Annotated in this window: 21 protein-coding genes; 5 read left to right on the top strand and 16 right to left on the bottom strand. The window is 46.3% G+C overall.

The genetic code is table 11. The annotated features are described in order from the left end of the window. Nucleotides 1–7: 7 nt before the first annotated feature. Nucleotides 8–1,006, bottom strand: a complete 999-nt coding sequence (locus OW491_RS04385) for a BMP family ABC transporter substrate-binding protein (protein ID WP_290034819.1) — start codon at nt 1,004–1,006, stop codon at nt 8–10. Nucleotides 1,007–1,199: 193 nt separating this feature from the next. Here OW491_RS04385 and OW491_RS04380 point away from each other — a divergent pair, with 193 nt between their 5' ends. Beyond that, nucleotides 1,200–1,823: a hypothetical protein gene (locus tag OW491_RS04380; protein WP_290034817.1), complete on the top strand. Its 624-nt coding sequence runs from the start codon at nt 1,200–1,202 to the stop codon at nt 1,821–1,823. Here the strand turns inward: OW491_RS04380 and OW491_RS04375 are convergent. From OW491_RS04375 to OW491_RS04360, 4 genes are all read right to left on the bottom strand, one after another. After that, nucleotides 1,810–3,027: a hypothetical protein gene (locus tag OW491_RS04375; protein ID WP_290034816.1), complete on the bottom strand. Its 1,218-nt coding sequence runs from the start codon at nt 3,025–3,027 to the stop codon at nt 1,810–1,812. The genes OW491_RS04380 and OW491_RS04375 overlap by 14 nt on opposite strands. A 4-nt stretch (nt 3,028–3,031) precedes the next feature. Next, nucleotides 3,032–4,048: a hypothetical protein gene (locus OW491_RS04370; protein WP_290034815.1), complete on the bottom strand. Its 1,017-nt coding sequence runs from the start codon at nt 4,046–4,048 to the stop codon at nt 3,032–3,034. Between the two features lie 198 nt (nt 4,049–4,246). Then, complete coding sequence (gene ilvN / locus OW491_RS04365) at nt 4,247–4,738, bottom strand: acetolactate synthase small subunit (protein ID WP_075179698.1); 492 nt, start codon at nt 4,736–4,738, stop codon at nt 4,247–4,249. A 2-nt stretch (nt 4,739–4,740) separates the two neighbouring features. Further along, nucleotides 4,741–6,459 carry an acetolactate synthase 3 large subunit gene (locus tag OW491_RS04360; protein ID WP_075174192.1) on the bottom strand — a complete coding sequence of 573 codons (1,719 nt, stop codon included), beginning with the start codon at nt 6,457–6,459 and terminating at the stop codon, nt 4,741–4,743. 410 nt (nt 6,460–6,869) lie between these two features. On the opposite strand from OW491_RS04360, the gene OW491_RS04355 reads away from it, so the two are divergent. Beyond that, nucleotides 6,870–7,136 (top strand): hypothetical protein, encoded by a 267-nt coding sequence (locus tag OW491_RS04355; RefSeq protein ID WP_075174191.1) that lies wholly within the window; start codon nt 6,870–6,872, stop codon nt 7,134–7,136. Nucleotides 7,137–7,210: 74 nt separating this feature from the next. Here OW491_RS04355 and OW491_RS04350 read toward each other — a convergent pair whose 3' ends face one another. After that, on the bottom strand, nt 7,211–8,929 hold the full coding sequence (locus tag OW491_RS04350) for a potassium/proton antiporter (protein ID WP_290034836.1): 1,719 nt from the start codon (nt 8,927–8,929) through the stop codon (nt 7,211–7,213). A gap of 125 nt (nt 8,930–9,054) precedes the next feature. Beyond that, nucleotides 9,055–9,894 (bottom strand): 23S rRNA (adenine(2030)-N(6))-methyltransferase RlmJ, encoded by an 840-nt coding sequence (gene rlmJ / locus OW491_RS04345; RefSeq protein WP_290034813.1) that lies wholly within the window; start codon nt 9,892–9,894, stop codon nt 9,055–9,057. Between the two features lie 186 nt (nt 9,895–10,080). Here rlmJ and OW491_RS04340 point away from each other — a divergent pair, with 186 nt between their 5' ends. Beyond that, on the top strand, nt 10,081–10,896 hold the full coding sequence (locus OW491_RS04340) for a phosphatase PAP2 family protein (protein ID WP_290034812.1): 816 nt from the start codon (nt 10,081–10,083) through the stop codon (nt 10,894–10,896). A 20-nt stretch (nt 10,897–10,916) separates the two neighbouring features. Here OW491_RS04340 and OW491_RS04335 read toward each other — a convergent pair whose 3' ends face one another. The 4 genes from OW491_RS04335 to rluD form a co-directional block, all read right to left on the bottom strand. Next, nucleotides 10,917–11,699: a response regulator gene (locus tag OW491_RS04335; RefSeq protein ID WP_075174187.1), complete on the bottom strand. Its 783-nt coding sequence runs from the start codon at nt 11,697–11,699 to the stop codon at nt 10,917–10,919. A 168-nt stretch (nt 11,700–11,867) separates the two neighbouring features. Then, nucleotides 11,868–14,450, bottom strand: a complete 2,583-nt coding sequence (clpB, locus tag OW491_RS04330) for an ATP-dependent chaperone ClpB (RefSeq protein WP_290034810.1) — start codon at nt 14,448–14,450, stop codon at nt 11,868–11,870. Nucleotides 14,451–14,636: 186 nt separating this feature from the next. Further along, nucleotides 14,637–15,362 carry a peptidoglycan editing factor PgeF gene (gene pgeF / locus OW491_RS04325; RefSeq protein WP_290034808.1) on the bottom strand — a complete coding sequence of 242 codons (726 nt, stop codon included), beginning with the start codon at nt 15,360–15,362 and terminating at the stop codon, nt 14,637–14,639. Nucleotides 15,363–15,409: 47 nt separating this feature from the next. Further along, nucleotides 15,410–16,378 carry a 23S rRNA pseudouridine(1911/1915/1917) synthase RluD gene (gene rluD / locus OW491_RS04320; RefSeq protein ID WP_290034807.1) on the bottom strand — a complete coding sequence of 323 codons (969 nt, stop codon included), beginning with the start codon at nt 16,376–16,378 and terminating at the stop codon, nt 15,410–15,412. Nucleotides 16,379–16,521: 143 nt separating this feature from the next. Between rluD and OW491_RS04315 the strand changes: the two genes are divergently transcribed. Beyond that, complete coding sequence (locus OW491_RS04315) at nt 16,522–17,424, top strand: outer membrane protein assembly factor BamD (protein WP_075174183.1); 903 nt, start codon at nt 16,522–16,524, stop codon at nt 17,422–17,424. A 32-nt stretch (nt 17,425–17,456) separates the two neighbouring features. Continuing rightward, nucleotides 17,457–18,299: an ammonia-dependent NAD(+) synthetase gene (gene nadE, locus OW491_RS04310; protein ID WP_075174182.1), complete on the top strand. Its 843-nt coding sequence runs from the start codon at nt 17,457–17,459 to the stop codon at nt 18,297–18,299. Nucleotides 18,300–18,368: 69 nt separating this feature from the next. Here the strand turns inward: nadE and thiO are convergent, their stop codons facing one another. From thiO to OW491_RS04285, 5 genes are all read right to left on the bottom strand, one after another. Then, nucleotides 18,369–19,469 carry a glycine oxidase ThiO gene (gene thiO, locus OW491_RS04305; RefSeq protein ID WP_290034806.1) on the bottom strand — a complete coding sequence of 367 codons (1,101 nt, stop codon included), beginning with the start codon at nt 19,467–19,469 and terminating at the stop codon, nt 18,369–18,371. Between the two features lie 69 nt (nt 19,470–19,538). Further along, complete coding sequence (locus OW491_RS04300; RefSeq protein WP_290034804.1) at nt 19,539–20,114, bottom strand: GspH/FimT family pseudopilin; 576 nt, start codon at nt 20,112–20,114, stop codon at nt 19,539–19,541. Between the two features lie 70 nt (nt 20,115–20,184). Continuing rightward, nucleotides 20,185–20,583, bottom strand: a complete 399-nt coding sequence (locus tag OW491_RS04295; RefSeq protein ID WP_290034802.1) for a type IV pilin protein — start codon at nt 20,581–20,583, stop codon at nt 20,185–20,187. Beyond that, on the bottom strand, nt 20,583–20,882 hold the full coding sequence (locus OW491_RS04290) for a hypothetical protein (RefSeq protein ID WP_290034801.1): 300 nt from the start codon (nt 20,880–20,882) through the stop codon (nt 20,583–20,585). Before OW491_RS04290 ends, OW491_RS04295 begins: the two co-directional genes overlap by 1 nt. Then, nucleotides 20,879–24,142 (bottom strand): PilC/PilY family type IV pilus protein, encoded by a 3,264-nt coding sequence (locus tag OW491_RS04285; RefSeq protein ID WP_290034799.1) that lies wholly within the window; start codon nt 24,140–24,142, stop codon nt 20,879–20,881. Before OW491_RS04285 ends, OW491_RS04290 begins: the two co-directional genes overlap by 4 nt. Nucleotides 24,143–24,146: the final 4 nt, after the last annotated feature.

Below are 24,146 nucleotides of genomic sequence, written 5' to 3'. Positions count from 1 at the left end.
TTGTTATCTAGTCTAAAGCAGGACAGCTGTTGTCACTCATGTAATCATGAACGACAAGCTCTCCGTTAATAATGGCCTGCTTCGCTTTCTCGACGGCCTCTTTCATCTCAGGAGTAATCAAGCTTTTGTTATGCTCATCCAGAGCCCACGACACTCCATTTTCAGCTAAACCTAACACTTGAACGCCGGGTTTCCACGTATCATCCGCCGCGGATTTTAGTGAGCTATACGCCGCCACATCCACTTGCTTTGTCATCGACGTTAACATAGTACCTGGATGGAGGTGGTTTTGATTCGAGTCCACACCAATCGCGAATTTACCCGCATCTTTAGCCGCTTGATAAACACCAATCCCCGTTCCCCCAGCGGCAGCAAAAACAACGTCAGATCCACGATCAAATTGGCTACGCGCCAATTCGGCTCCCTTAGAAGGATCATTCCACGCCGTCGGTGTAGATCCGGTCATATTACTAATTACGGTTATATCATCCATCGCATATTTGGCACCTTGAGCATAACCGCAATTAAACTTACGGATCAGCGGAATATCCATCCCACCGATAAAGCTAACCGTTTTGGTTTGCGATTTTAACGCCGCCAGCATACCCACCAAAAAAGATCCTTCATGCTCTTTGAAAACGACAGACTGCACATTAGGCTGATCAACTACGGCATCAATAAGGGTAATTTGAGTATCAGGGAACTCAGAAGCGACTTTTTCCACTGCCGCAGCCTGAGCAAACCCAACACTAATGATAGGATTAGCGCCGCGCTGTGCCATCTTTCGCACGGCTTGCTCACGCTGAGATGGGTTCGTTACTTCAAATTCGCGATACTTTGTTCCCGTTTCGCTCTTAAAACGCTCCACCCCTTCATATACACCTTGATTGAAGGATTGATCGAACTTCCCTCCCATATCAAACACCACAGCAGGTTTAATGTCCGCCGCAACGGCTGAAAAAGACATGGGGGCAACGATCGCTAAGGTAGTAATGAGTCGTTTCATTGAGTACTCCAAATAATCCAAGCTACAGAACAGTGCATAAAGATAAAATCAAACCTGACTATCAAGGCAAGTATTACATCGAACATACGCGATTATCAGCATCAGTCAATATTTTGGAAACGCGAATCGGATATTCAAAGTTATTTCGCCCTGCTATGATGCAGTCTTCGTTTGGCATGCAAAGGAATTGCAGATGACATCACTCATTCATTCTATTAATGCTCGTTATGGCACCTATCGTGGTTATATCCGTCTCGCTTTAGCACGACTAAGCGCCAAAACAGGACGTATAGACCCCTATTTACACTTCGAACCAGCCAGCATCCAACGTTTAGTCTTTGTCTGCCTTGGCAATATTAACCGAAGCGCGTATGCCGAAGCCTACACCCGTCACCGCAGCCATTTTCCGACCTGCTCAATAGGACTATCAACAACGACGGGGGCTCCGGCTACGGATCTAGCCATCCAAAAAGCGGCCGACCGTTTTATTGATCTGACATTACACAAAGCCACCAATATTAGTGACTTTGAGCAGCAAGAAGGGGATTTGTTTTTAGTGATGGAGATACGCCACGCCAACATATTGCGTGAACGATACGGACAAGACGCCCGTATTTTGCTTCTAGGCTCGCTACCCAAACGCCGCTACGTGCATATTCATGACCCTCACACATTATCTTCTGATTACTACACCAGCTGCTTTAACAGAATTGAGGAGTCGACCCGCGCATTACTCTCCGTGCTGGACGCTCAAAAAGAAACACAACAGCAGGCTTCTAAAGAACAGCGCCAAGGTACATCGACTACCCACGCGTGAACCGTTTAATAACACCAGTCATCATGCCCTTCACATCGCGAAAGAAGGGCTTTGCATCTGTTAGCATGAAAACAAAATACCGCGTTTTAGGATTCACAAAGCTTAATAAGTAACGCCCCAGATCACCAAGCGGTGTGTTGTGATAGGAGCGGTCTTTTATCTTGGAGGGCTGCAACAAGACTCTCAATAAGCGTTTTGTTTCTGGCACCATAAAACGACATTCAAGACCCGGCGTGACCTGTGACTCGGGGAGTCCCCGTCCATAAACACCCGCTTGGTAAAGCCGCCATGCGAACCCAGCGTTAGCATGATATGCCAACGGAAAACTCCCCCAAAAACGTCCATTTATTTCCATCAAAACCGCTTGCTTTGTTGCCTCATCATACCGATATTCCACCATGGCAACACCATCCCAATCCAAAGCTTTGAGTAGCGCCTCAGATAACCGACTTAGCTCTTGATGCTCCACTTGTGATAGCGACCGGCAGACGGTTGAATATCCCCCCTCAGGAGGCCATTCATGGATACGCTGATGCTGAAACCGCTGTAAAACCTGTCCGTCGTGAATCAGGAAGAACTGACCTAACCCGACACCTTTACGATACTCCTGAATAAGGGGAAACTCGCCTACAGGCTCATAAACAGCCAACACCTGAGTTAATTGCTCAAAAGAATATACGTACTCGGCCTTCACAAGGGGCACGCCAAGGGCTGATAGCTTAGGAATAATAGCGACAGGCTCTTTCCATTTAACAACCACCGGAAAAACCAACTCATCACGTAACGCCGCTAACGCTTCCAGCGTTTCAATTTCGTAAGTTTCAGGCACTGGAATACCTAACGCTTTGGCGTGTCGATACGTCTGGGCTTTATCCAAAACGCGATCCATTGTACTTTGCTCTGGGAACAACAAAGCCACATCTGAAAACTGATCTCGATGCAGATTGATCCACTGGATATCGTTCTCGGCAACCGCTAAGAGTGCTTTCGCCTTATGTTTCGCGGCCAAACCCAACAGTTGCTCGATCAATTCATCTTTATTAGCACGCCGATAGGCAGTACTTACATGTTTAGAAGCTGCCCCAATTGAAAAACGAGAAGCAAATAAGCCAACAACTTCAACCCCTTGTTCTGAGAGCTCTCGACACAAACATAGCCCCGTGGGGTTATCGATACCTAATACGATAATAACGTCTTGATTCACTGAGCTAATACCACCACACCACATCATTAAACTTGTTATGCCCCATACGCGCCAATGCCAATACATCGCTTGGCGAACTCAAAGGTAGCGAACGCTCGCGGGTCTCAGGTGCGTCTCTAACACCTTGATCCAAGGTGCGAAAATCCGTCGACTCAAAGCGATCACGGTTCTCATCTAAAAAACGACATAAAGAAACTAAACGTAGCTGATTAACGCGGTTAGGGCGACGCACCGCAAATCGGTAATCCTTGCGTTTAAAATATTCAAAAGGGTGAGTTAGGATGACAACTTGATCTATCTTTTCTTGATGTGCCCTATTAAGCACAGCGTGCATTTCAGGCCAACTGCAAGAGGTAACTTGTAAGGTTTTACGGTGAGCAGGCCTTAAACGGGGCATATCGATAAAACTGGTAACAGGCAGTTCTTTAACGCCTTCCACATTTACAACACCGTGCTCAATGTTTAAATATGAATCACTCGGTCGATAAATACCCACCCCAATACTAGAACTCCAACGCAGACCTTGTTTTAAAAAGGCAGGATATAAAGCGGGTTCAACTAATAAGCTCCCTGTGCGAATTGCGACAGGTGCAGGCAATCCCCAAGCCTCAAAGGTGTTAAGACCGATATTTAGAATAGCGTCAATTTGCTCAGCTGAACGCCCAAGCAAAGAATCATTCACAGGAAACAAAGGACGATCACGCCTTACCACATCTCGGTCGAATGCGGCCCAAACGGGATGGGTATGCAGTTGGACATCATGAAGAGGGGCAATGCGCTCAACCAATCGCCCCATGGGCTCTAACCCAAAATGGCACTGATTAATCGCTTCAACAAAAAATACAGCTTTAGTGTTAAAGCGAGCAAATGTCTCGAGCAAGAAACCAAGCCCCTGCTCTTTCCCCTTATAGGTACCACAAACGACAGGGTCAGCTACTGGCTTTACGTTTAAAGATGGGTTTAAAGCACCGGCTATCGAAAACTCGGTATCGATAGTGATAAGCACTTGGGTCTTATGCATGATAACTCCATTTACAGTGCATAAGTTAACGCGATACAGACAAGCGATACTTATCCGCCGAAAATGCTTTAGCAGCTTACCGCCTCTGCTCCCCAGATAGCAAGCATATACAAGACACAACTTTGCTTAAAGCTTATCGAGCATCCACAAAAAAGCCGCTCAATAATGAGCGGCTTTATCATATAGATGGATCAAGGCTTATAGGCTGAGCACTTTCTCGCCGCGCGCTATCCCTGAAACACCAGAACGAACGACTTCAATGACATTCGTTGTTCCCAATGCATCAATGAATGCGTCTAACTTAGCACTAGAGCCAACCAGCTGAACGGTGTAAGTGTTAGGCGTAATGTCAATTATCTGACCTCGGAAAATATCCGCCGTACGCTTAACTTCGGCACGATATGCACCGGAGGCTTTGAACTTGATCATCATTAGCTCACGCTCAATGTGCTCACCTTCAGTCAAGTCCACGACCTTTACAACATCAATCAGCTTATTGAGCTGCTTCGTGATTTGCTCAACAACACGATCGTCACCCACTGTCGTCACCGTTAAGCGAGACAAGGTATCGTCATCAGTCGGCGCAACCGTTAACGTTTCAATGTTGAAGTTACGCTGCGAGAACAGACCCACAACACGTGACAAAGCACCCGGTTCGTTTTCTAAAAGAACAGAAATGATATGACGCATTTTTATGTCCTCTCCGTTTTGCTAAGCCACATGTCGCGCATCGTGCCACGCGGAACCTGCATCGGATACACGTGCTCATGCGGATCAACCGCAATATCCATAAATACTAAGCGATCCTTTAACGAGAAAGCTTCGGTCATCGCCGCTTCCAAATCACTGTATTTATCAACTTTGATACCAACGTGTCCGTAAGACTCGACCAACTTCACAAAATCAGGTAGCGACTTCATATAAGATTGCGAATGACGAGACTCATAGTTCATATCTTGCCACTGACGAACCATACCCAACGACTGGTTGTTCAAGCAGATGATTTTCACCGGCATATCGTACTGTTTACAAGTCGATAGCTCTTGGATATTCATCTGGATACTACCTTCACCCGTTACACAGGCAACATCAGCATCAGGGAAGTTAAGCTTAACGCCCATCGCTGCCGGCAAACCAAAGCCCATCGTACCTAGACCACCGGAGTTGATCCAACGATTCGGCTTATTGAACTTGTAATATTGCGCGGCAAACATTTGGTGCTGACCAACATCTGAGCAGACGTATGCATCACCGTTAGTAACCTTGCTGAGCATTTCGATAACTTGCTGAGGCTTCATTAACTCGGAGTCCGTTAAGAAACGACCACCGTGACGCTCACGCCATTCATCAATTTGCTTCCACCAGCTAGCAAGCGCCGCTTGATCAACTGATTTTTTCGTGCCTTTAAGCAACTGGATCATATCTTCTAAGACGAGTTTTGCGGCACCAACAATAGGCACATCTGCACGGATGGTCTTAGAGATCGAAGCAGGGTCAACATCGATATGAATAATCTTGGCAGTTGGGCAGAATTTTTCTGTGGCGTTAGTGACACGGTCATCAAAACGCGCACCCACCGCTAAAATAAGATCACTGTGGTGCATCGCCATGTTTGCTTCATAGCTGCCATGCATACCCAGCATGCCAATAAACTGGCGATCTGTGCCTGGGTAGCCACCTAACCCCATTAAGGTATTTGTCACAGGGAAATTCAGCGCTTGCGCAAGCTCTATTAGCTCCGCACTCGCATCACCCATGATGACACCACCACCGGTGTAAATCACTGGACGCTTAGCCGACATCAGCATATCAAATGCTTTTTTAATTTGGCCGCTATGCCCTTTTGTAACCGGATTGTATGAACGCAGCTTCACATCAGCCGGAAACTCATACTGAAAACGATCGGTTGGCGTTGTCATATCCTTAGGGATATCGACCACAACTGGACCAGGACGACCTGACTCTGCAATGTGGAAGGCCTTACGGATCACTTCAGGAATTTCTTCTGGACGCTGAATGCTAAAGCTGTGCTTAACAATCGGTCGAGAAATACCAATCATATCGGTTTCTTGAAACGCATCTTCACCTATCAAGTGACTCATCACCTGACCTGTGATAACAACCATTGGAATAGAATCCATATAAGCGGTTGCGATACCTGTTACTGCATTCGTTGCACCTGGACCCGATGTGACCAGCGCGACGCCGGCTTTACCGGTAGCGCGCGCATAAGCATCAGCCATGTGTGTAGCAGCTTGCTCGTGGCGCACCAGAATATGTTCGACCTCGTCTTGCTGGAAGATGGCATCATATAGATGCAGCAACGCCCCGCCCGGATAGCCGTATATATATTTCACACCCTGATCGCGCAGGGCGCGAACAACCATTTCTGCGCCTGATAGTAATTCCACGTTATTACCCTCTAATCGTCACCGACTCTGCGGTGAATATAAGTTCAGAGATTCTGCAAAATGAACATGTACTGCCGCAGCGCTGATGACGCCGGAGCAGCGAAAACCTAGCAAAAGGATTAGGCCCACGTTCTGATGAATGCTGGCAAAGGATCACTTAACCGGCAGACCTACTGAGACTAAATAAGCTGGGTATTGCTTAGTTTCGCTGACAGCCTCGGGGTTTCCTACTGCTGAAAACGAAGAAAAATAGCGCGATATTTTCTCACTTCATCGTCTTCCATTCAAGGAAACTGCATTTTTTTTGAACAATCATTTTAAAAATAGGAACAACTCAACAGATGCGTAGACCCAAAACTAGGTTTATAGTGTAAGAAATGTATACAGGGTCTGTTTGCGGAGAGTACAGAATGGCCATTAAAGAAATTAAAAACAAAGAGCGCGTGATTAATGAATTGCTACTGTTTATTCGTAAGGTGTTTAGCGAGCCAGAGATCTGCGCTCATGCTAAAGAAATAACGCGCAAACATTTGGGAAAGAAGGATGCTGCTGTCCTAATCGCTGAAGAGCTTTCCTCAACCACCAACGTTAAGATCCCTCTGGAACACAGTGAAGCGGATGATCTTTTCCTGCAACTGCTAATTGATCTGGTCAAAGACGAAACAGCTCTCTATTAAAAATCTAATTTAGGCAGGCTGGCTAACACGCCGTTACGATTAGCCGGCACTGCGCTTACTTTATACCAGCAGTATTATTGAGCCTTGTCGTGAAGCTTAAGGCCAATAACCTCTATTTGATTACCATTCATTTGGCGGATGGTTAATCTCAGGTTTCCAAAGCGTGCTCTGTCACCGACCACCAGCGATTTACCCAATTGGCGTTGTAACAACTCAGCTGCCGTGTCTTCAGCGCTAATCCCTTCAAGAGGCACACCATACACTTTTGCCAAATCCAGCAACGACGCATCACCTCGTATGGAAAACTCACCAAAAAAGTTCTGCAGCAGAAATGACTCTGATGTTTGTTGTGAAAAGCGCAATGCAACTTCGTTCACATCATCAGGGTGCAGCAGCATCCAAATTCTATCCCCCGCTTTTAGCTCGGTTTCTGCATTAACCACCATCGGTTTTTTGTCCCGAACTAAGGCCACTAACTGAGGCGTAGAAACCGTCGCACTTGGCACGTTTTGTACGACTGAAGCGGGGATATGCAGCGAGTCAGCTTGTACAAAAAACTCGTACAGCTCCAATGAATAATGCGAGTTCACATCGTCAATTAATGAAAAGCGAGTAGTGGGAGCCGGTGCAGGTGGCACCACAACCTTCAACCAACGCGCTACTAGCGGTACCGTAGAGCCTTGTAACAATAGCGAGATGAGCACAACCGTAAAGGTTATTTCAAATAACAAGTTCGCATTGGTTAAGCCTGCAATCACTGGGTATAAAGCCAACACAATAGGAACCGCACCGCGCAAGCCAACCCAACTTATATAAAAATTTTCAGACCAACGAAAATCAAACGGGAGCAAGCAAATCATCACGGCCAGTGGACGCGCCACAAAAATCAAAAACGCGGCAATGGCCAACGCTTCTAGGCCGTGCGTCAATAAGCTAGATGGTGTAACCAACAATCCTAACAATAAGAACATACCCGCCTGAGCCAGCCAAGCTAACCCATCCATCACCTTAGAGATAGATTCCAGCTGTTTGAGATGCCCATTACCGACGGTTAAGCCCGCTAAATAAACCGCTAAAAAGCCACTGCCGCCCACCATATTAACGCCAGAAAACACAGCCAACCCAAATGAAATAATGAGAATAGCGTACAGGCCTTCCACTAAAGGAACTCGACGTAAAATCAAGAGTAATAGCTTGCCGCCTAACAAACCGATAATGCTACCCAGTGCAAACTGCTGGAACATTTGAGCTAGAAAAGCCCAAACACTCAAATGATCTGCCGTCTGTAGCAAACCGGTCAGCATGACAACCAGCAAAATGGCCATGGGGTCATTGGCACCCGACTCAATCTCGAGAGTCCCCCCCACACGTTCGTTAAGTCTTACACCACTGTTACGGAGTAGGCTAAAAACAGCGGCGGCATCAGTTGAGCCAACGATTGCCCCCAGTAGCAAGCCATAGATGAGCTTTACATCCAGCAACCATGCAGCAAATGCTCCCACAGCAGCCGTGGTTAACACGACACCCAATGTGGCTAATGACAATGATGGCCACAACGCAACCCGGAAGGTACTGGTCTTGGTTCGCATACCACCATCCAGCAAAATAACGGCAAGCGACAAGTTACCAACAAAAAAAGCGAGGCCTGAATTATCAAAGTCCAGTTGCCCAATGCCTTCTTCACCTGCCAGCATTCCCACGCCAAGAAAGACGAGTAAAAGGGGCAACCCAGCACGGACGGTTAAGGAGCTGGCTAGTATGCTAACCAACAATAAAACCCCGGCTAAAAAAATAAATCCATTTGTGTCGATAGTGCTACAACCTTTTGTTTATCCATTCATGAGCTGCGCAAGTAATAACGCCACCGTATTAATATACTGATTGAGTTTACCCATCCGGCTCCTTTAGGTAACTCGTACTATTCCGGCACCAACCATCGCCCTGATGATGAATCAGCATCACTTTCTGCTAGAGTCCGCTCCAACCACGGCATGACAGATCCCAGCTGTTCCTCCAGCTGCCAAGGTGGATTAATCAACATCATACCGCTACCAAACATACGACCACTATTTGATGACTTTTGGTAAAACTCGGAAACAAATATCTTGCGAATACCTGACGACGCTACACTTTGTAGCATCGCTCGATGTAAGCCCGCTTCCAAAATAGGATACCACACGGCGTACACGCCAATAGGCCAGCGCTGGTGTGCCTTTTTGATAAATCGAGCGACCTCTTGATACTCACTTTTTACTTCGTAAGACGGGTCAATCAATACCACGCCGCGATTGGGTTTAGGCGGCAACATTGACAACACACCTTCATAACCATCGCGATGGTGGATAGCAACCTGTGTATTACGCTTAAAGTATTTATTAATTAGTTCATATTCATTCGCGTGAAGTTCCATAATCGCGATACGATCATCTTCTCTCGCCATGTTAGCCGCTATAGCGGGAGAGCCTGGGTAGTAACGCAATAGACGGCCGGTATTTTCAGCGCTCACCTGAGCTAAATAATTGGCGACCAATGCAGGCGGCTGAGCAGCAGCCCACACAGGAGCAATCCCCTTTTTATATTCACCGGTTTTTTCTGCTTGCTCGTCTGTTAAATCATAATGGGCTTTCCCGCCGTGAGTCTCCAAATAACTCCACGGCTTAGGCTTCTGATTCAGCGCGTTAATCAATTGCACTAGCACCATATGCTTGTGTACATCGGCAAAGTTTCCCGCATGAAACCCGTGTTTATAGCTAAGCACGCTTTAAATCCTCAATGAAAATAGGAACCTATTATCGCCCCTGCCACTCTGTTACAGAAGTATTATTACTTTTAATAAACCCAATTTTTATGTCAATGTGTAATAAGTTACCCAAGACAATATTCACTCGCGCGTCAGCCAGCACCGCAGGGTGTCTGTTTACCGATCATCAGAGAGCAATTATGTATGCGCCACCTTCACCATATACAGGAACATATTGAGAGCAGCGACGCCATCCCACCAGCGCAGTTTTGGCAAATCCCGCTGGCCGGCATATTACTGCTGATAGGCTTGTCGGTATTGTTTTTGCCGGGTGGATTAACAACAGGGTTCTACACCTTACAAGCTTATAGCTTACCCTTCCCTGCCTTGATGTGGGAGTACATCACTTTTAGTGGCGATAAATGGCCAATACTGGCCATGGGTTTAGCCCTAAGCTTACGCTACCCTCGCTTTACACTCGCCATGCTATTCGCCGGCATCATTGGCATATTAATGACTCAAGGGTTAAAGCTGTACTTTCATACGGCTAGACCACCCGCCACCCTTGCCCACGACTCATTTCGTTTAATAGGTTCGGCGTTAACAGCCAATAGCACCCCGTCAGGGCATACCGCGACTGCTTTTTTAGCGGCTGGACTAGTGACACACTTATGCCAATCTCGGGCCGCACAAATCTGCGCTTTACTGCTAGCTGCTCTGATTGGTTATTCGCGCATAGCTGTGGGAGTGCACTGGCCTGTTGATGTTTTAACCGGCGCATCAGCGGGGTTATTGTGCTCGTGGCTCGGCGTATCGCTCGCCAATCGATTGCAAGCTTGGTTTACGCCATGGCTTTTCATCATTATTGTCTTACTGCTCTTTGCGGCGACAATTAGGTTGCTTACCTATAATGGTGGTTTTGCACATACTGACTTGTTTGCGGTTTCAATTGCGGCGGCTTGTCTCGGTATGTTTTACAGCGACTTACGCCGTACTCGGTTAGTCAGGCCTCGCAACTAAGCCGGTTGGGATATCAATCACTAACGAGCTTGGGCTATATATCGCGACAGATGATCCATTTTTTCAGGGTCATCATCCACCAACGCTACTAAAATATTGATATAGGGCGTTTCGATATGAGCTTCTGCCGCTTCAACCATGCGGATAAAACCATTCAAACGTGCAACGTTACCGCCGTCCATTGATTCAATATCAATGACAGCTTGATCTAAAACAACGGGATAATTGCCCTCATTTTTTACGACAGCGAACACTTCCTTAAGGCTAAGGTCCTTAATGGCACATTTGTAGATGTCATTGCGAACCCTTAAATGTGCCATACCTTTAGGTTTTGGAATATGCTTAGCTTGCGCTTCGCTTCCTGCTGTCATGGTGCCCGTCTCGGGTTTCGCATCATCTTTGACCATGCGAGCTTCGACACTGGTCTTTTTGCCCAACATCTTATTAATTTTTTGAATCAACTGCTCACTAGTAAACGGTTTACCTAGATAATCGTTCACACCAGCCTGAATGGCTTTTAAGACATATTCACGCTCGCCACGGCTTGTAATCATGACATAGGGTGTCGTTTTATAAGCGTCTTGTTGGCGTGTCCACTTTAACAGCTCTAGGCCATTCATATGCGGCATTTCCCAATCGCATAAAATCAGATCAAATGTAATAGACGACATAATTTGTTGGGCGTCTTCGCCGTTAAAAGCCGATTTAACAACAGACGAGGGAAAGGACTCGTGAACAATTTTAGTTACATGCTCGCAAATAAACTTTGCATCATCCACTACCAACACATTCAGACACTTCATTCAGCTCTCTCTATACTGATTTTATCTATTAGCCCCTACTCATATAAAACTAGGCTATAAAACCACTTTTCACCAGTAAATAGCCCCTTCATATCTTCAAAAAACGCTAAAAAAAAGCCCGCTCTGTAGCGGGCTAGTACTTAACAATGTTTTGACTCTTCAGCACCTTTAGCGAAAGACAAACTCGCCGGCCTCCACATCTACCACAATTTCATGCCCCGGCAAGTACTGACCAGCCAAAAGCGATTGTGCTAACGGGTTCTCTAGATGCTGCTGAATGGCGCGTTTTAACGGCCGCGCACCATAAACTGGCTCAAAGCCGAGATCAACCAACTTATCCAGTGCCGAGCTGGTCAGAGTTAAGGTAAGATCCCGTTCTGCCAAGCGTTCACGTAGACGGTCAAGCTGAATATTAGCAATACCTGACACTTGATCTTTGCGCAAACTATGGAAGACAACCACTTCATCTATACGGTTAATCACCTCAGGGCGGAAGTGCGATCCCACCTCTTCCATGACGGCCCGCTTCATTAAGTCATAATCGTCATCATCATTAAAGCTCTGGATCAGGTGAGAGCCTAAGTTTGATGTCATCACAACAATAGTGTTTCTAAAATCAACGGTACGACCTTGTCCATCGGTTAAACGACCATCCTCTAGCACTTGCAACAAAATATTAAAGACATCAGGGTGCGCTTTTTCAACCTCGTCCAACAACAGCACTGAATACGGCTTACGGCGCACTGCCTCTGTTAAATACCCTCCCTCTTCATAACCAACATACCCAGGAGGCGCTCCAATTAAACGTGCAACGGAATGCTTCTCCATAAATTCGGACATATCGATACGCACCATGGCTTCTTCGGTATCAAACAGGTAACTCGCCAACGCTTTACATAGCTCGGTTTTACCCACCCCTGTTGGTCCCAAGAAAAGGAAACTACCATTTGGGCGGTTAGGGTCCGACAGCCCTGCTCGGGATCGGCGCACGGCGTTAGAGACGGCCTCTACTGCCTCTCGCTGGCCAATGACCCGATGATGAAGCTCTTCTTCCATACGTAGCAGTTTTTCGCGCTCACCCTCTAACATTTTGTTAATTGGTATACCGGTCCAGCGCGATACGACTTCCGCTACTTCTTCTTCGGTGACTTTATTACGTAATAACTTGTTACCTTGTTGCAAGCCAGCTTGCTCTGCCTCATTAGCCGCCTCCAACTGCTTTTCTAACTCGGGAATCCGGCCATACTGCAGCTCAGACATCTTTTGCAAGTCGCCTTCGCGGCGCGCTTTTTCCATTTCGATGCGCACCTGATCAAGCTCTTCTTTAACCTTTTGAGAGCCTTGCAGCGCAGCTTTTTCTGCTTTCCAGATTTCGTCCAGATCTGCAAATTCAAGTTCCAATGTTGCTATCGTTTTTTCCAGTTCGTCTAGTCGTTTACGAGCGGCCTCATCCTTTTCTTTTTTAAGCGCTTCGCGCTCCATCTTCAATTGAATGAGTCGACGCTCAAGGCGGTCCATATCTTCTGGCTTGGAGTCCATTTCCATACGGATACGAGAGGCCGCCTCGTCTATTAAGTCAATCGCTTTATCAGGAAGCTGGCGGTCAGTGATATAACGCTGTGACAATTTAGCGGCAGCAATAATAGCTGAGTCCGTAATATCGACACTGTGATGGATCTCATAGCGCTCTTTTAGACCACGCAAAATAGCAACGGTATCTTCTTCGCTAGGCTCATCCACTATCACTTTCTGGAAACGGCGCTCTAGGGCGGCGTCTTTTTCTACATACTGACGATACTCATCTAATGTCGTTGCCCCAACACAGTGAAGCTCACCACGCGCCAAAGCCGGTTTAAGCATATTACCAGCGTCCATCGCGCCTTCGCCTTTACCTGCCCCAACCATAGTGTGCAGCTCATCAATAAAGAGGATCACTTGGCCTTCTTGCTTAGACAACTCGTTAAGCACCGCTTTTAAACGCTCTTCAAACTCGCCCCTAAACTTAGCACCAGCAATCAAGGAGCCCATATCCAGCGACAAGACTTTTTTGTTTTTTAAGCCCTCAGGGACTTCGCCGTTTACGATTCGTTGCGCTAAGCCTTCAACAATAGCCGTTTTACCTACACCAGGTTCACCTATTAATACTGGATTGTTTTTGGTACGACGCTGAAGAACCTGAATGGTGCGGCGTATTTCATCATCTCGTCCAATCACGGGGTCTAACTTCCCGGATTCAGCTCGTTCAGTTAGGTCTATGCAGTATTTATCCAGAGCCTGCCTATTAGACTCAGCATTCGCATCATTGACGCTATCACCACCACGCATAGCAGAAATGACTTTTTCAAGTGCGGCTTTTGTAACACCCGCCTCTTTTAAAACCTTACCTGCATCACTTTTGTCATCAAGCATGGCCAGCAGAACAAGCTCGCTTGCTATAAATTGATCTCCGCGCTGCTGTGCTAGTTTTTCGGTCAGGTTAAAAATACGTGCCATGTTTTGCGATAGCCGAATTTCACCGTCAGGGGTTTTAATCGTAGGTAATCGATCAATCGCCTCACCTATTAAACGGGTTAACTGTTGAGGGTTAGCTCCCGCTTGGGCAAGCAATGGCCGAACCGAACCGTCTCGCTGCTCTATGAAAGCAGCCAACAAATGAATCGGCTCTATTTGGTTGTTATCTTTCCCGATGGCGAGCGACTGCGCCTCGCCGAGCGCTTCTTGTAACTTAGAGGTAAATTTTTCAGGTCGCATCGACACTCTCCTAATTCTTGAACCGACATGGTTTTCATCCAGTCATTGCGAGATATATGGGGATAAGAGCGCGTAGATTCAAGCATCAGCTGTTCAAAAAACAGACATATGTAACCCAAAAGATTAATCTAGATCAATAAAACGGGCGGAGGTATTGGTCAAGTGTGTTGGTAGCTTATTGAATTGTCAGCTCGCCGTCTTCCAAATCAACGTTGCCATACGGCCTGTCTGAATATCGCGGCGATACGAAAAGAAGCGACGCTTATCAGTAAATGTACACAAGCCCCCACCGGAGACATGCTGAATACCTTGTTCAAACAAACGGAGGCGCGCAAGCTCATAAAGGTCAGCCAACCACTTACCTGCGCGTAAAGAGGGAGTAAAACATTCGGATGCTTGGGAGTTATGATCACAGAAGCGCTCTCGTACTTCAGGCCCCACTTCAAACGCCAATGGACCTATCGCGGGGCCAAGCCAGACATGCACGTTATGAGGGCTTGCGAAGTTAGTCAGCGAAGCTTCTAACACTCCGTTAGCCAACCCTCTCCAACCCGCATGCGCTGCTAATACTCGCTGACCATCAGTCATAACTACCGGTAAGCAATCTGCAGTCATAACAAGGCAGGCTAAGCCAGTATCTTCGGTCCAGCATGCATCCGCTTCTCTAACACGCCCATCTCCTTTGGCCTCTACACACTTGATACCGTGCACCTGAGTAAGCCACTGAGCACGCTCGATGGCTAAAGCGCTTAAAAGTCGCTCCCGGTTCTCAATGACCGCAGCGGGGTGATCATCCACGTGATCACCTAGGTTTAAAGCGTCAAACGGGGCCTTACTCACACCACCAAGCCTTAGGGTGGAAGCCACCTGTATATGAGCAGGGGCTTTCCAATCAGGTCGTATAAAATCCATCTTTACTCCCACAGTTGATTAGTGTGATTTAGGCGACAAGGCACTCGCTACCCAAGCGCCTCATTTTCATCTCTGTCGTGCTGCAAAACCGATAAAAGTTGAGCAAAGTCCTCAGGAAGGTCGACTTCCCATGACATTAGCTCGCCGGTGACCGGATGAAATAACTCTAGTTTTTTGGCATGTAAAGCTTGGCGCTTAAAGTTACGCAAGTATTCCTGAGTCTCTGTGCTAATACCTTTTGGTAGACGAAAACGACCACCGTAAAAAGGATCACCTACCAGAGCATAGTTAATATGTGCCATGTGTACACGAATTTGATGTGTACGGCCGGTTTCTAGTTTCAAACGTATATGAGTGTGCGCTCGATACTTATCTAAGACTCGATAGTGCGTTATCGCCTCTTTACCTGTCGGTACAACGGCCATCTTCTGGCGGTTTCGGGGATGACGAGCTATAGGCTCTTCGACGCAACCTCCACCGGTCATAACACCAATACTCACAGCCTCATACTCACGCCCCATGCTACGCTCTTGTAACTGTTTTACTAACTCAGTTTGTGCCTGGACGGTTTTGGCAACAACCATCAAACCGGTTGTATCCATATCCAACCGGTGCACAATGCCAGCCCTCGGCACCAAAGCTATGTCTTGAATATGGTATAACAGAGCATTCATAAGCGTGCCGGTGCGATGCCCAACGGCAGGATGTACAACCAAGCCCGCCGGTTTATTAACGACCAAAATATCATCGTCTTCATAGACGATCTCAAGCGGTATATTTTCGCCCTCATGACCCTCAATCGCTTCAAGCTCTGCACTAAGGGCTATGCGCTCTCCACCAAACATCTTTTCACGAGGCTTTGATGGCTTACCATCTACGGTTATAGCGCCATCTTTTATCCACTCTTGCAGTCGCGAGCGTGAATAGTCCGAAAACAGCTGCGCTACTACCTGATCTAAGCGCTTACCACTGAACTCTCCAGAGACTATTGCCTCTAATTCTATCTTTTCTGACATCAATATACCGATCTGTTGCGCGGATGATTTTGCTTAGCTTCCGGTTGTGTTTAAATAAGCGGCTGGTAAGCACTGACGTCAGTATAACCGATACGACGAACGCCGCCGAATTTCCGTAGGCTGGTTAACAGGATAAATAGTAGATGCGTTTTTCAAAAATAGTAGGAATTGTGGCCATCACCGTGATGGCGTCTGCGTGTTCATGGTTTGGAAGCGAAAAAGAAACGCCTGACATCCCTGAAGAACAGCTATATTCAGAGGCAATCCAAGCCCTTGAGCAAGACGAATATAGTAATGCTGTTAAAAAGCTTGAGCTTCTAGAGGCTCGCTACCCATTTGGCCGCTACTCCGAGCAGGCGCAATTAGAGCTAATCTACGCCTATCATAAGAATTATGAACCGGCCGCCGCCAGTGCCGCCGCTGATCGATTTATTCGACTGCACCCTTCTCACGAAAATATCGACTACGCCTATTATCTAAAAGGGTTGACGGCTTTTGAGCAAGACCGTACTTTTTTAGAGCGCTACTTACCGATCGATATCACTCAACGTGACCCTGGTGCGGCTCTGAATTCCTTCGAAAGCTTTTCAATATTGCTCAATCGATACCCGGATAGCCAATATGCGCCAGATGCGCGTAAACGGATGATTTTCTTAAAAAACCGCTTAGCCCAACATGAAATTAACGTAGCCCGTTTTTATATGAAACGCGGTGCATTTGTTGCTGCAGCTAACCGCGGCCGCTATGTAGTAGAAAACCTTAAAGAAACGCCTTCTGTACCTGAAGCGTTGATTGTCATGTACCAATCCTATACCGAACTCGGTATGAACCGCCTTGCGGCAAAATCAAAAGAAGTGTTGGCAACCAATTATCCTGACATCCCAGTAAAAACTTACCGCCAAGAGCATAAAACCTTGTTGGAAACAGCTACATTTGGTTTATTAGGGTCTGAGGAGGAAGTTATCGAAGTCGAAGACGTGCATACACTACCTTCAGCCAATGAGCGCCCTTGGTACCACCGTGCGACCTTTGGCATTTTTGAATAAAACACGACCATTAGCTATTTCAGGAGCACCCAATGGACGCCACTGCTATCCGAGACGAGATGAAAGTTTTACCCGAAATAGATCCCGGTTACGAAATTTCGAGACGGGTCGCTTTCATTAAACAGCGCTTACAAAGCTCTGGGCTTAAGACTCTCGTATTAGGTATAAGTGGCGGTGTTGACTCTTCTACGTGTGGGCGCTTAGCTCAAATTGCTGTAGACGAACTAAATCTTGAAGCAGGCTCACAAACGTATCGTTTCGTCGCTGTGCGTTTACCATACGGCATCCAAAAAGATGAAGATGAAGCACAACTCGCACTTAGCTTTATTCAACCATCTGAATCACTCACCGTAAATGTCAAAGCAGGCACAGATGGTATCGTTGACGCTGTCACTCAAGCACTACATGAAAAGCAGCTTTTATCAGCATCAGAAGAAGCTATCGACTTTGCAAAAGGCAATGTTAAAGCTCGCGCTCGTATGGTGGCGCAATATAAAATAGCCGGTATTCTTGGCGGCTTAGTATTGGGTACAGATCATTCAGCGGAAAATATTACAGGCTTCTACACCAAGTGGGGTGACGGTGCCTGCGATTTAGTGCCTCTATTTGGCCTGAGCAAGCGCCAAGTTCGCTTACTCGCCAAAACACTCGGTGCTCCAGACATTCTTGTTGAGAAAACTCCAACCGCTGACTTAGAATGCCTTGCCCCTCAAAAAGCAGATGAACAAGCACTTGGGCTCTCCTATGATGACATCGACAACTTCCTCGAAGGAAAGCCAGTAAGCAGCGAAGTAGAAGCCCGTATTGTTAGCATTTTCATCAAGACACAGCACAAGCGTGAAGCCATCCCAACTATCTACGATGATGGTTTATAGCTAGACTATACCAATAGCCCCCACCTTCATGGTTAATACGGCGCTAATAACCTATCACTGAGCGGCTTATTAAAGTGAGCCGAGCCGCCCAGCTAATTGGTATGGACGCGGGTCTATAACCGGTGTTTGTCCTAATAATAAATCAGCTTGCAAACGAGTAGAGGCAGGCGCTAACACCAAGCCGTTTCGGAACTGCCCTGCATTCACAGAGATGCCTTGATAGCCCGGCACCTCTCCAATAAAAGGAATTCCTTCAGGAGACCCAGGCCTCAACCCGGCCCAATGATGCTCTACCGGAAAATCGGCTAACCTCGGAATAATCCCCACCGCTGTTTGATACAGAGACTCCCGAGCACTCTCAGTGATTTGCTTATTAAACCCCTCATGCTCAAGCGTACTACCCACTAAAATGCGCCCATCACTTCGTGGAATGACATAACGCCCGGCCATCAAAATAACCCGATTAACAATGTTAGGCTCTGCTTTAAAGACCATCATTTGCCCCTTAACCGGCTCAACCGGCAAAGAGATTGATAGCCCACCTAATAAATGCCCCGTCCAGGAGCCTGACGCAACGACTGTATGCCCAGCCGTAATATTTCCCTGAGATATTTGAACGCCGAGGACGGTTTCCCCTTCAACGACAAAACGCTCAACACCCGTATTTTCTTGTAATGTAACCTGTTTTAAATCCATCACACTTCGGCGCAGAGCCTGTCCCAAACGAGGGTTACGTATACTGCTTACCTCAGGCATCCACAAGGCCGACTCATAACCAGAAGCAAACTCAGGTTCATGGTGATATAAGTGACTCGCTTCAACTGCCACTAAGGGGCGGTGATACGCTGCCGCCCACGATAACGCTGCGTCACGGTCCTCAACATCGACCATGTACATGCCTTTTTGGCGCAATTCAGGATCAATGCCGGTTTCTTCGGTTAAGGCTGCCGCTAAATGGACATAAGACGATTGAGACCAGGTTGCCAACTGAGTTACCGCTGAAGAATAGCGCCATGGGTATAAAGGAGAAACGATCCCTCCGCCTGCCCAAGAAGCCTCCTTTGCACACGTACCTCGCTCAACCAAAGTGACGCTCGCACCAGCTAAAGCTAGCTCTCGTGTAAGCATCAAACCGATAACACCGCCGCCTACTACTAAAAAATCACTCATATTTATCACAATCGCTATCTTGACGTCTGTATTTCTTATTTGAAACTATAAGCGACAGTGTAGGGGATTTCATGGTTCAAATGAACGAATACGTCCCTGTATGCCCACAACTAAATGAACAGGGCTTATTAATTCGTTACTACTCGTAAGCTTAAAAGTACCATTAGAGCCCCAATTCATGCGCCCTGACGGCAAGAATGACAAACTATGACCTCGATTCCATGTTGCCGATAGCGCTGTAGGTAACTCAAAGGCACGTAAAAGCAAATCAGTATTCGCCTCATAAGCGCGATTATCATCTACATCTAAAAATAATATCGCGCCATGGCTCCAGTCTCTGGTTCCAGTAAGCGAGGTTCCTGCGCACGCTAACAAAGCACCATCACGGCTACACAAGCGAACAGGACGGCCTAGTTTAACAGCCTCCGAGCGAGCATCAGACATTACATGACGAAATAACAAGGCAGAGCTTGATAACTCGTTTTGACTTATCCAACGAGTAAAGGCGGGGATGGCAAGAGTGATAATAATAACTGAAATAACGAGCGTGACTAACAGCTCAATGAGGGAGAAGCCTTTTTGTTTACTAGTATCACTGTGATTAAGCGCATCTTGACATAAATCCTTGTCCGATAAGCGAGCCATTGTTTTCCTCCTTGAATAACAATGAATTAAGAATGTAAATTAGCTTGGCAAATTTAAACCTCCCTTAAATTTACCAACAATTAGATCCAGAACTAGCACCTCTGCTACCCGTATGATCCATACTTAAAGTACCGCAATCATCGCCAGCTTGAGCTCCAGAAGGAGTCGCCGTAATTGTGTAAGTGGTGGTCGTATTTACACTGAAAGCAAAAGTGTATCGGCTGTCCATACCTGAATCAGAAGTACAAGCCAACCCAGGTATCGCGTTCGTATATGCCATTGGAGAGCTGGTTGAGAACCCTCGTTCCATGGCTTGAGACAACTCCAACAAACACCCTTTAGCTGACTCCCGCCAAGACTGTAATACAAAATTTTGATAAGCAGGATAAGCAATAGCAGCCAAAATACCAATAATAGCAACAGTAATCATCAGCTCTATTAGGGTAAAACCTTTTGATTTATGAGGCATTAATAAAGCACCACTTCCATTGATGTAATTTTTGGTAATTGGCCATTCTTTGGTTCTGTTGCTTCAAAGGCCACCAAATCCCCTTCATTAAGATCAGCAGAATAAATTTTCTCAGGGCCAATGCTTATTTTCAAATTGCGCGGAACACGGTACGAAACACCCGCGATAGTTATAATAACGGCTTTTGTCCTATTGATGCTTTCAATATTACCTTGACCATTCAATGCAAAAGATAGCCCTGATGTAAGTAAAGAGATACTCACAACACCCATTTTAAGAAAGTCTTTTAAATATTTCATTGAAAAATTTGCCTCCAATACTGGCGTCCTAAACCTGTACCTTTGTTCACTCCTTCTATACATGAATCAGTGCCGTCGCAACTATCGTTACCTATTACAACATCTTGATTATCGCCTGCAAGAATAACCGGCGCCGCATTGGAGTCAGATTTGATACCAGAGGCAATAACATCAGAGACCTTATCTTCATCATCATAAACACCATCTTGGTTATAATCGAAGGTAGAACTATGCGTCGCATTGCCATTTTCAGCATTCACGGCCATCAGCCATGATGTACCCGTAGGGCTGCATGTATCAGCTTCTGGGATACTGGTATTAAAATACAAAACTCCGCGCCGCAAGACGATATCGGTAACTTGACGCTCGCCTTCTTCACCATTAGTTGGTGAGACTAAATCTAGATACCACCCTTTATCATTCGCCTCTAATGGGATTGAGGTAGTAATTCGATACTCGTTAGAAACAGACGTATCATCACTGGTAGTTTCTGTATCATTATCATCCGTAAAGGTATGGGTACCTTCTGTCATAATACTCTGCTCTTGCAGCTGTGATCTACCTGAGACCCCGTTCGGGTCACCTGTATCCCAGATACCATAAATACTCTGAACCCCGCCCGATGCACCGTTGTTATCGGTCGTTTCTAAGTATTTGCCCGTCCCGAAATACACCATTACCCCTTTTCCTGATGAATGACTACCGACAACAGGCTGGGTTGTAATAGCTTGGTGATTATCGCTCAAAAGGCTCGTAACGCTATTAGTACAGACACCGCTGCATGCTTCAAATAACTTATAATCTAACGCCCAATCGCTTGGACTTGAGCCTGTCAGATCAAACTTCCACAAGTTACCAAAGAGGTCACCAGCATAAATATAATCGACCACATTATCGTTATTTAAATCAACCGGAGCTATTTTACCAATACCATTAGGACGGGCTAAGCCCGTCAAGTCCTCAACGATACCGACGTTCGTTGTCAGCGTTTTGGTAAGCGTCCCGGTATCTAAATCGACAATAAAAATACGTCCATCACCGTCTGCTATGTCGGGGTTGTACCCGCTACCGAAAACGGCATACCATTTTCCATCATGCAGCTTCACAATCAGAGGCTGGCTATAGGTAAAGCCCAAACCTTCATTAGTGAACTCCCATTTGAATAGCTGCTGTGCGTTATCATTCGATTCACTAAATTGAGAAGGATCGGTGACATCTAATGCGTAAATAGACTTACCACCTAGGTTAAGCCCCCCAACTAGAATTGTTCGCCATTCGCCCCCCACAAAGGCATCCCGAATGGTTGGGGTACCATCGACGAAATATTGATGTGAATACCCGGTATCTGATAAAGACTCCAAGTTAGGCAACACAGCACTGGGGATGAAGGCCATACGTTCGGTACCTGTTTCAGCATCAAAGGCATGGAGCATGCCATCATTGGCACCTACATATACTAATGGGTCTCGATTGGCATAAGTCGTTTTGAAACTGGCATAGCTTTCCGACTCTAAACTTTCAGAATAGTCTGAATCGGGCGGACCTTGGAACTTAGGGGTTGAGTTCACGATATCGCCTAACAGAGAGGTTCTTGCTCTGAACTCATCAAAGCCTTGGCGTCCTCGGATATACTGCAGTAAAGATTGATTGTTACTGAAGTAGTCTAGTTTTTCTAAAGCAGTGAACTGCCCCCAACGAAAACGAATGCCGCCACTAGTGTTATTGCTGAAAATATTTCTTGCGCTCCAAGCAGGAATATTCGAACCGGCATCCCATAGCGCACCTTCGGATACCGCCGTATTGGACGTATCTAAATTTCCATCTTCATCAAATTCAAACGCTAAGAGTTGACCAGACCAATCACTACTGTTGAAACGAGCCTGATAAACCTTCGTACCTTCTTGCACGCTACCTGAACTAGCCGCCGCAGAAGCAGCAGAGCCGGAGCGCGCGATGATTGAGTCCACTGCAGCGGTTAAGGCTGCCAGTAGCTGCTCCCTATTATTAGCTGTAAAAGCCTCTCCCGTACCGTATTCTGCAGCATCGTTTAACATCTGGTTATCAATACTAAAGCCCACAGTATAAGTATTGAGGTTTTGCTGCAGAAAGTTAGGGTCGTTATAACTTTTCCCGTCATTATCTAACTCACTACCATTTGGTTTAAGGTCTAACTCTTGAGCAAATAATGCAATGTCATCTAAATACAGCGTGGTTCCCTCAGCACTTCCAGAAGTGCTATTCACATCGTATCCATCAGAATACTGAGGGAAGTTAGGATATTGGCCTTCCAGAGTAGTAGGACTTAAGCCGTCCCAATCAGGCAAATTTTTTCCTGAATTTTCAGAACTCACACCATAGGAATCGTTATTAGGAAAATTATTATCTAATGTGGGAAAGCCATCAGTTAATACAATGGCGAAATTTTGCTGGCACCTATATTGAATAGGGCTAGGAAACAATAAATTGGAGAAGTTACCATATGTACTAGACAGTCCTCTAAAATACCGTGTCACGTCATACAACGCTTCAGCGAGTGGCGTAGCACCGAATGCGGACAAGCTGTCTATTGAGCTAATAATATTATTACCCGTAATGTTTGATGTATCTTGGTTACAGGCGGCTAACATTAATGCACCGTTATTGGTAGAGCCGTTGAAGCGGCTTAAACCAAACCGTGCTTTAGGGCTACCAGCAGGGCTTGTTTGTTCGATAAGCTCTTTTGCTACCTCTTTTGCAACGTCCATGCGATATTCTGTCGGTATAACCCCCGACAAATTAGTATTGTTAGCATAAGTGTTCAACAAATAAGTAAGATATCCAGCGGAGTAGAGCGTGCTGTTGCCTAGACTATTATTGTCACTATCCAAGGCAGCCGGGATTGCAAGGCATTTGGATTCATTAGTTGACTGTTTTCTAAATTGAAAATACCCAAAACTACACTCCCCTTGACGTAAAGCCCCCCTGCTAACATAACCCGCGATCAAATCTATTTCAGTCCAAGCCCACCAATCTGAAAGACTACCGCTATTCGTATCACGATAGTCCCACTGGTCCACTGCTGTACTAGGACCTGTATAGCCATCATCTTCTATGATGGCATTCATACTTCCAGATGTATCCACCAGCAACATAATATTAGGCAGTGCATTGGTAGACACGGTCAAAGGACTGGCTGCCAATCCTAACTGGCCTGCTGCACTATGGAGAGACATGAAGCACAACAAGCTTGCTACCAATAACTTAACATCAAAAAAACGCATATAT

This window comes from Neptunomonas sp. CHC150 (assembly GCF_030397555.1).
GTDB lineage: Bacteria > Pseudomonadota > Gammaproteobacteria > Pseudomonadales > Balneatricaceae > Neptunomonas > Neptunomonas phycophila.
This window is presented reverse-complemented; position numbering and strand designations above follow the sequence as displayed.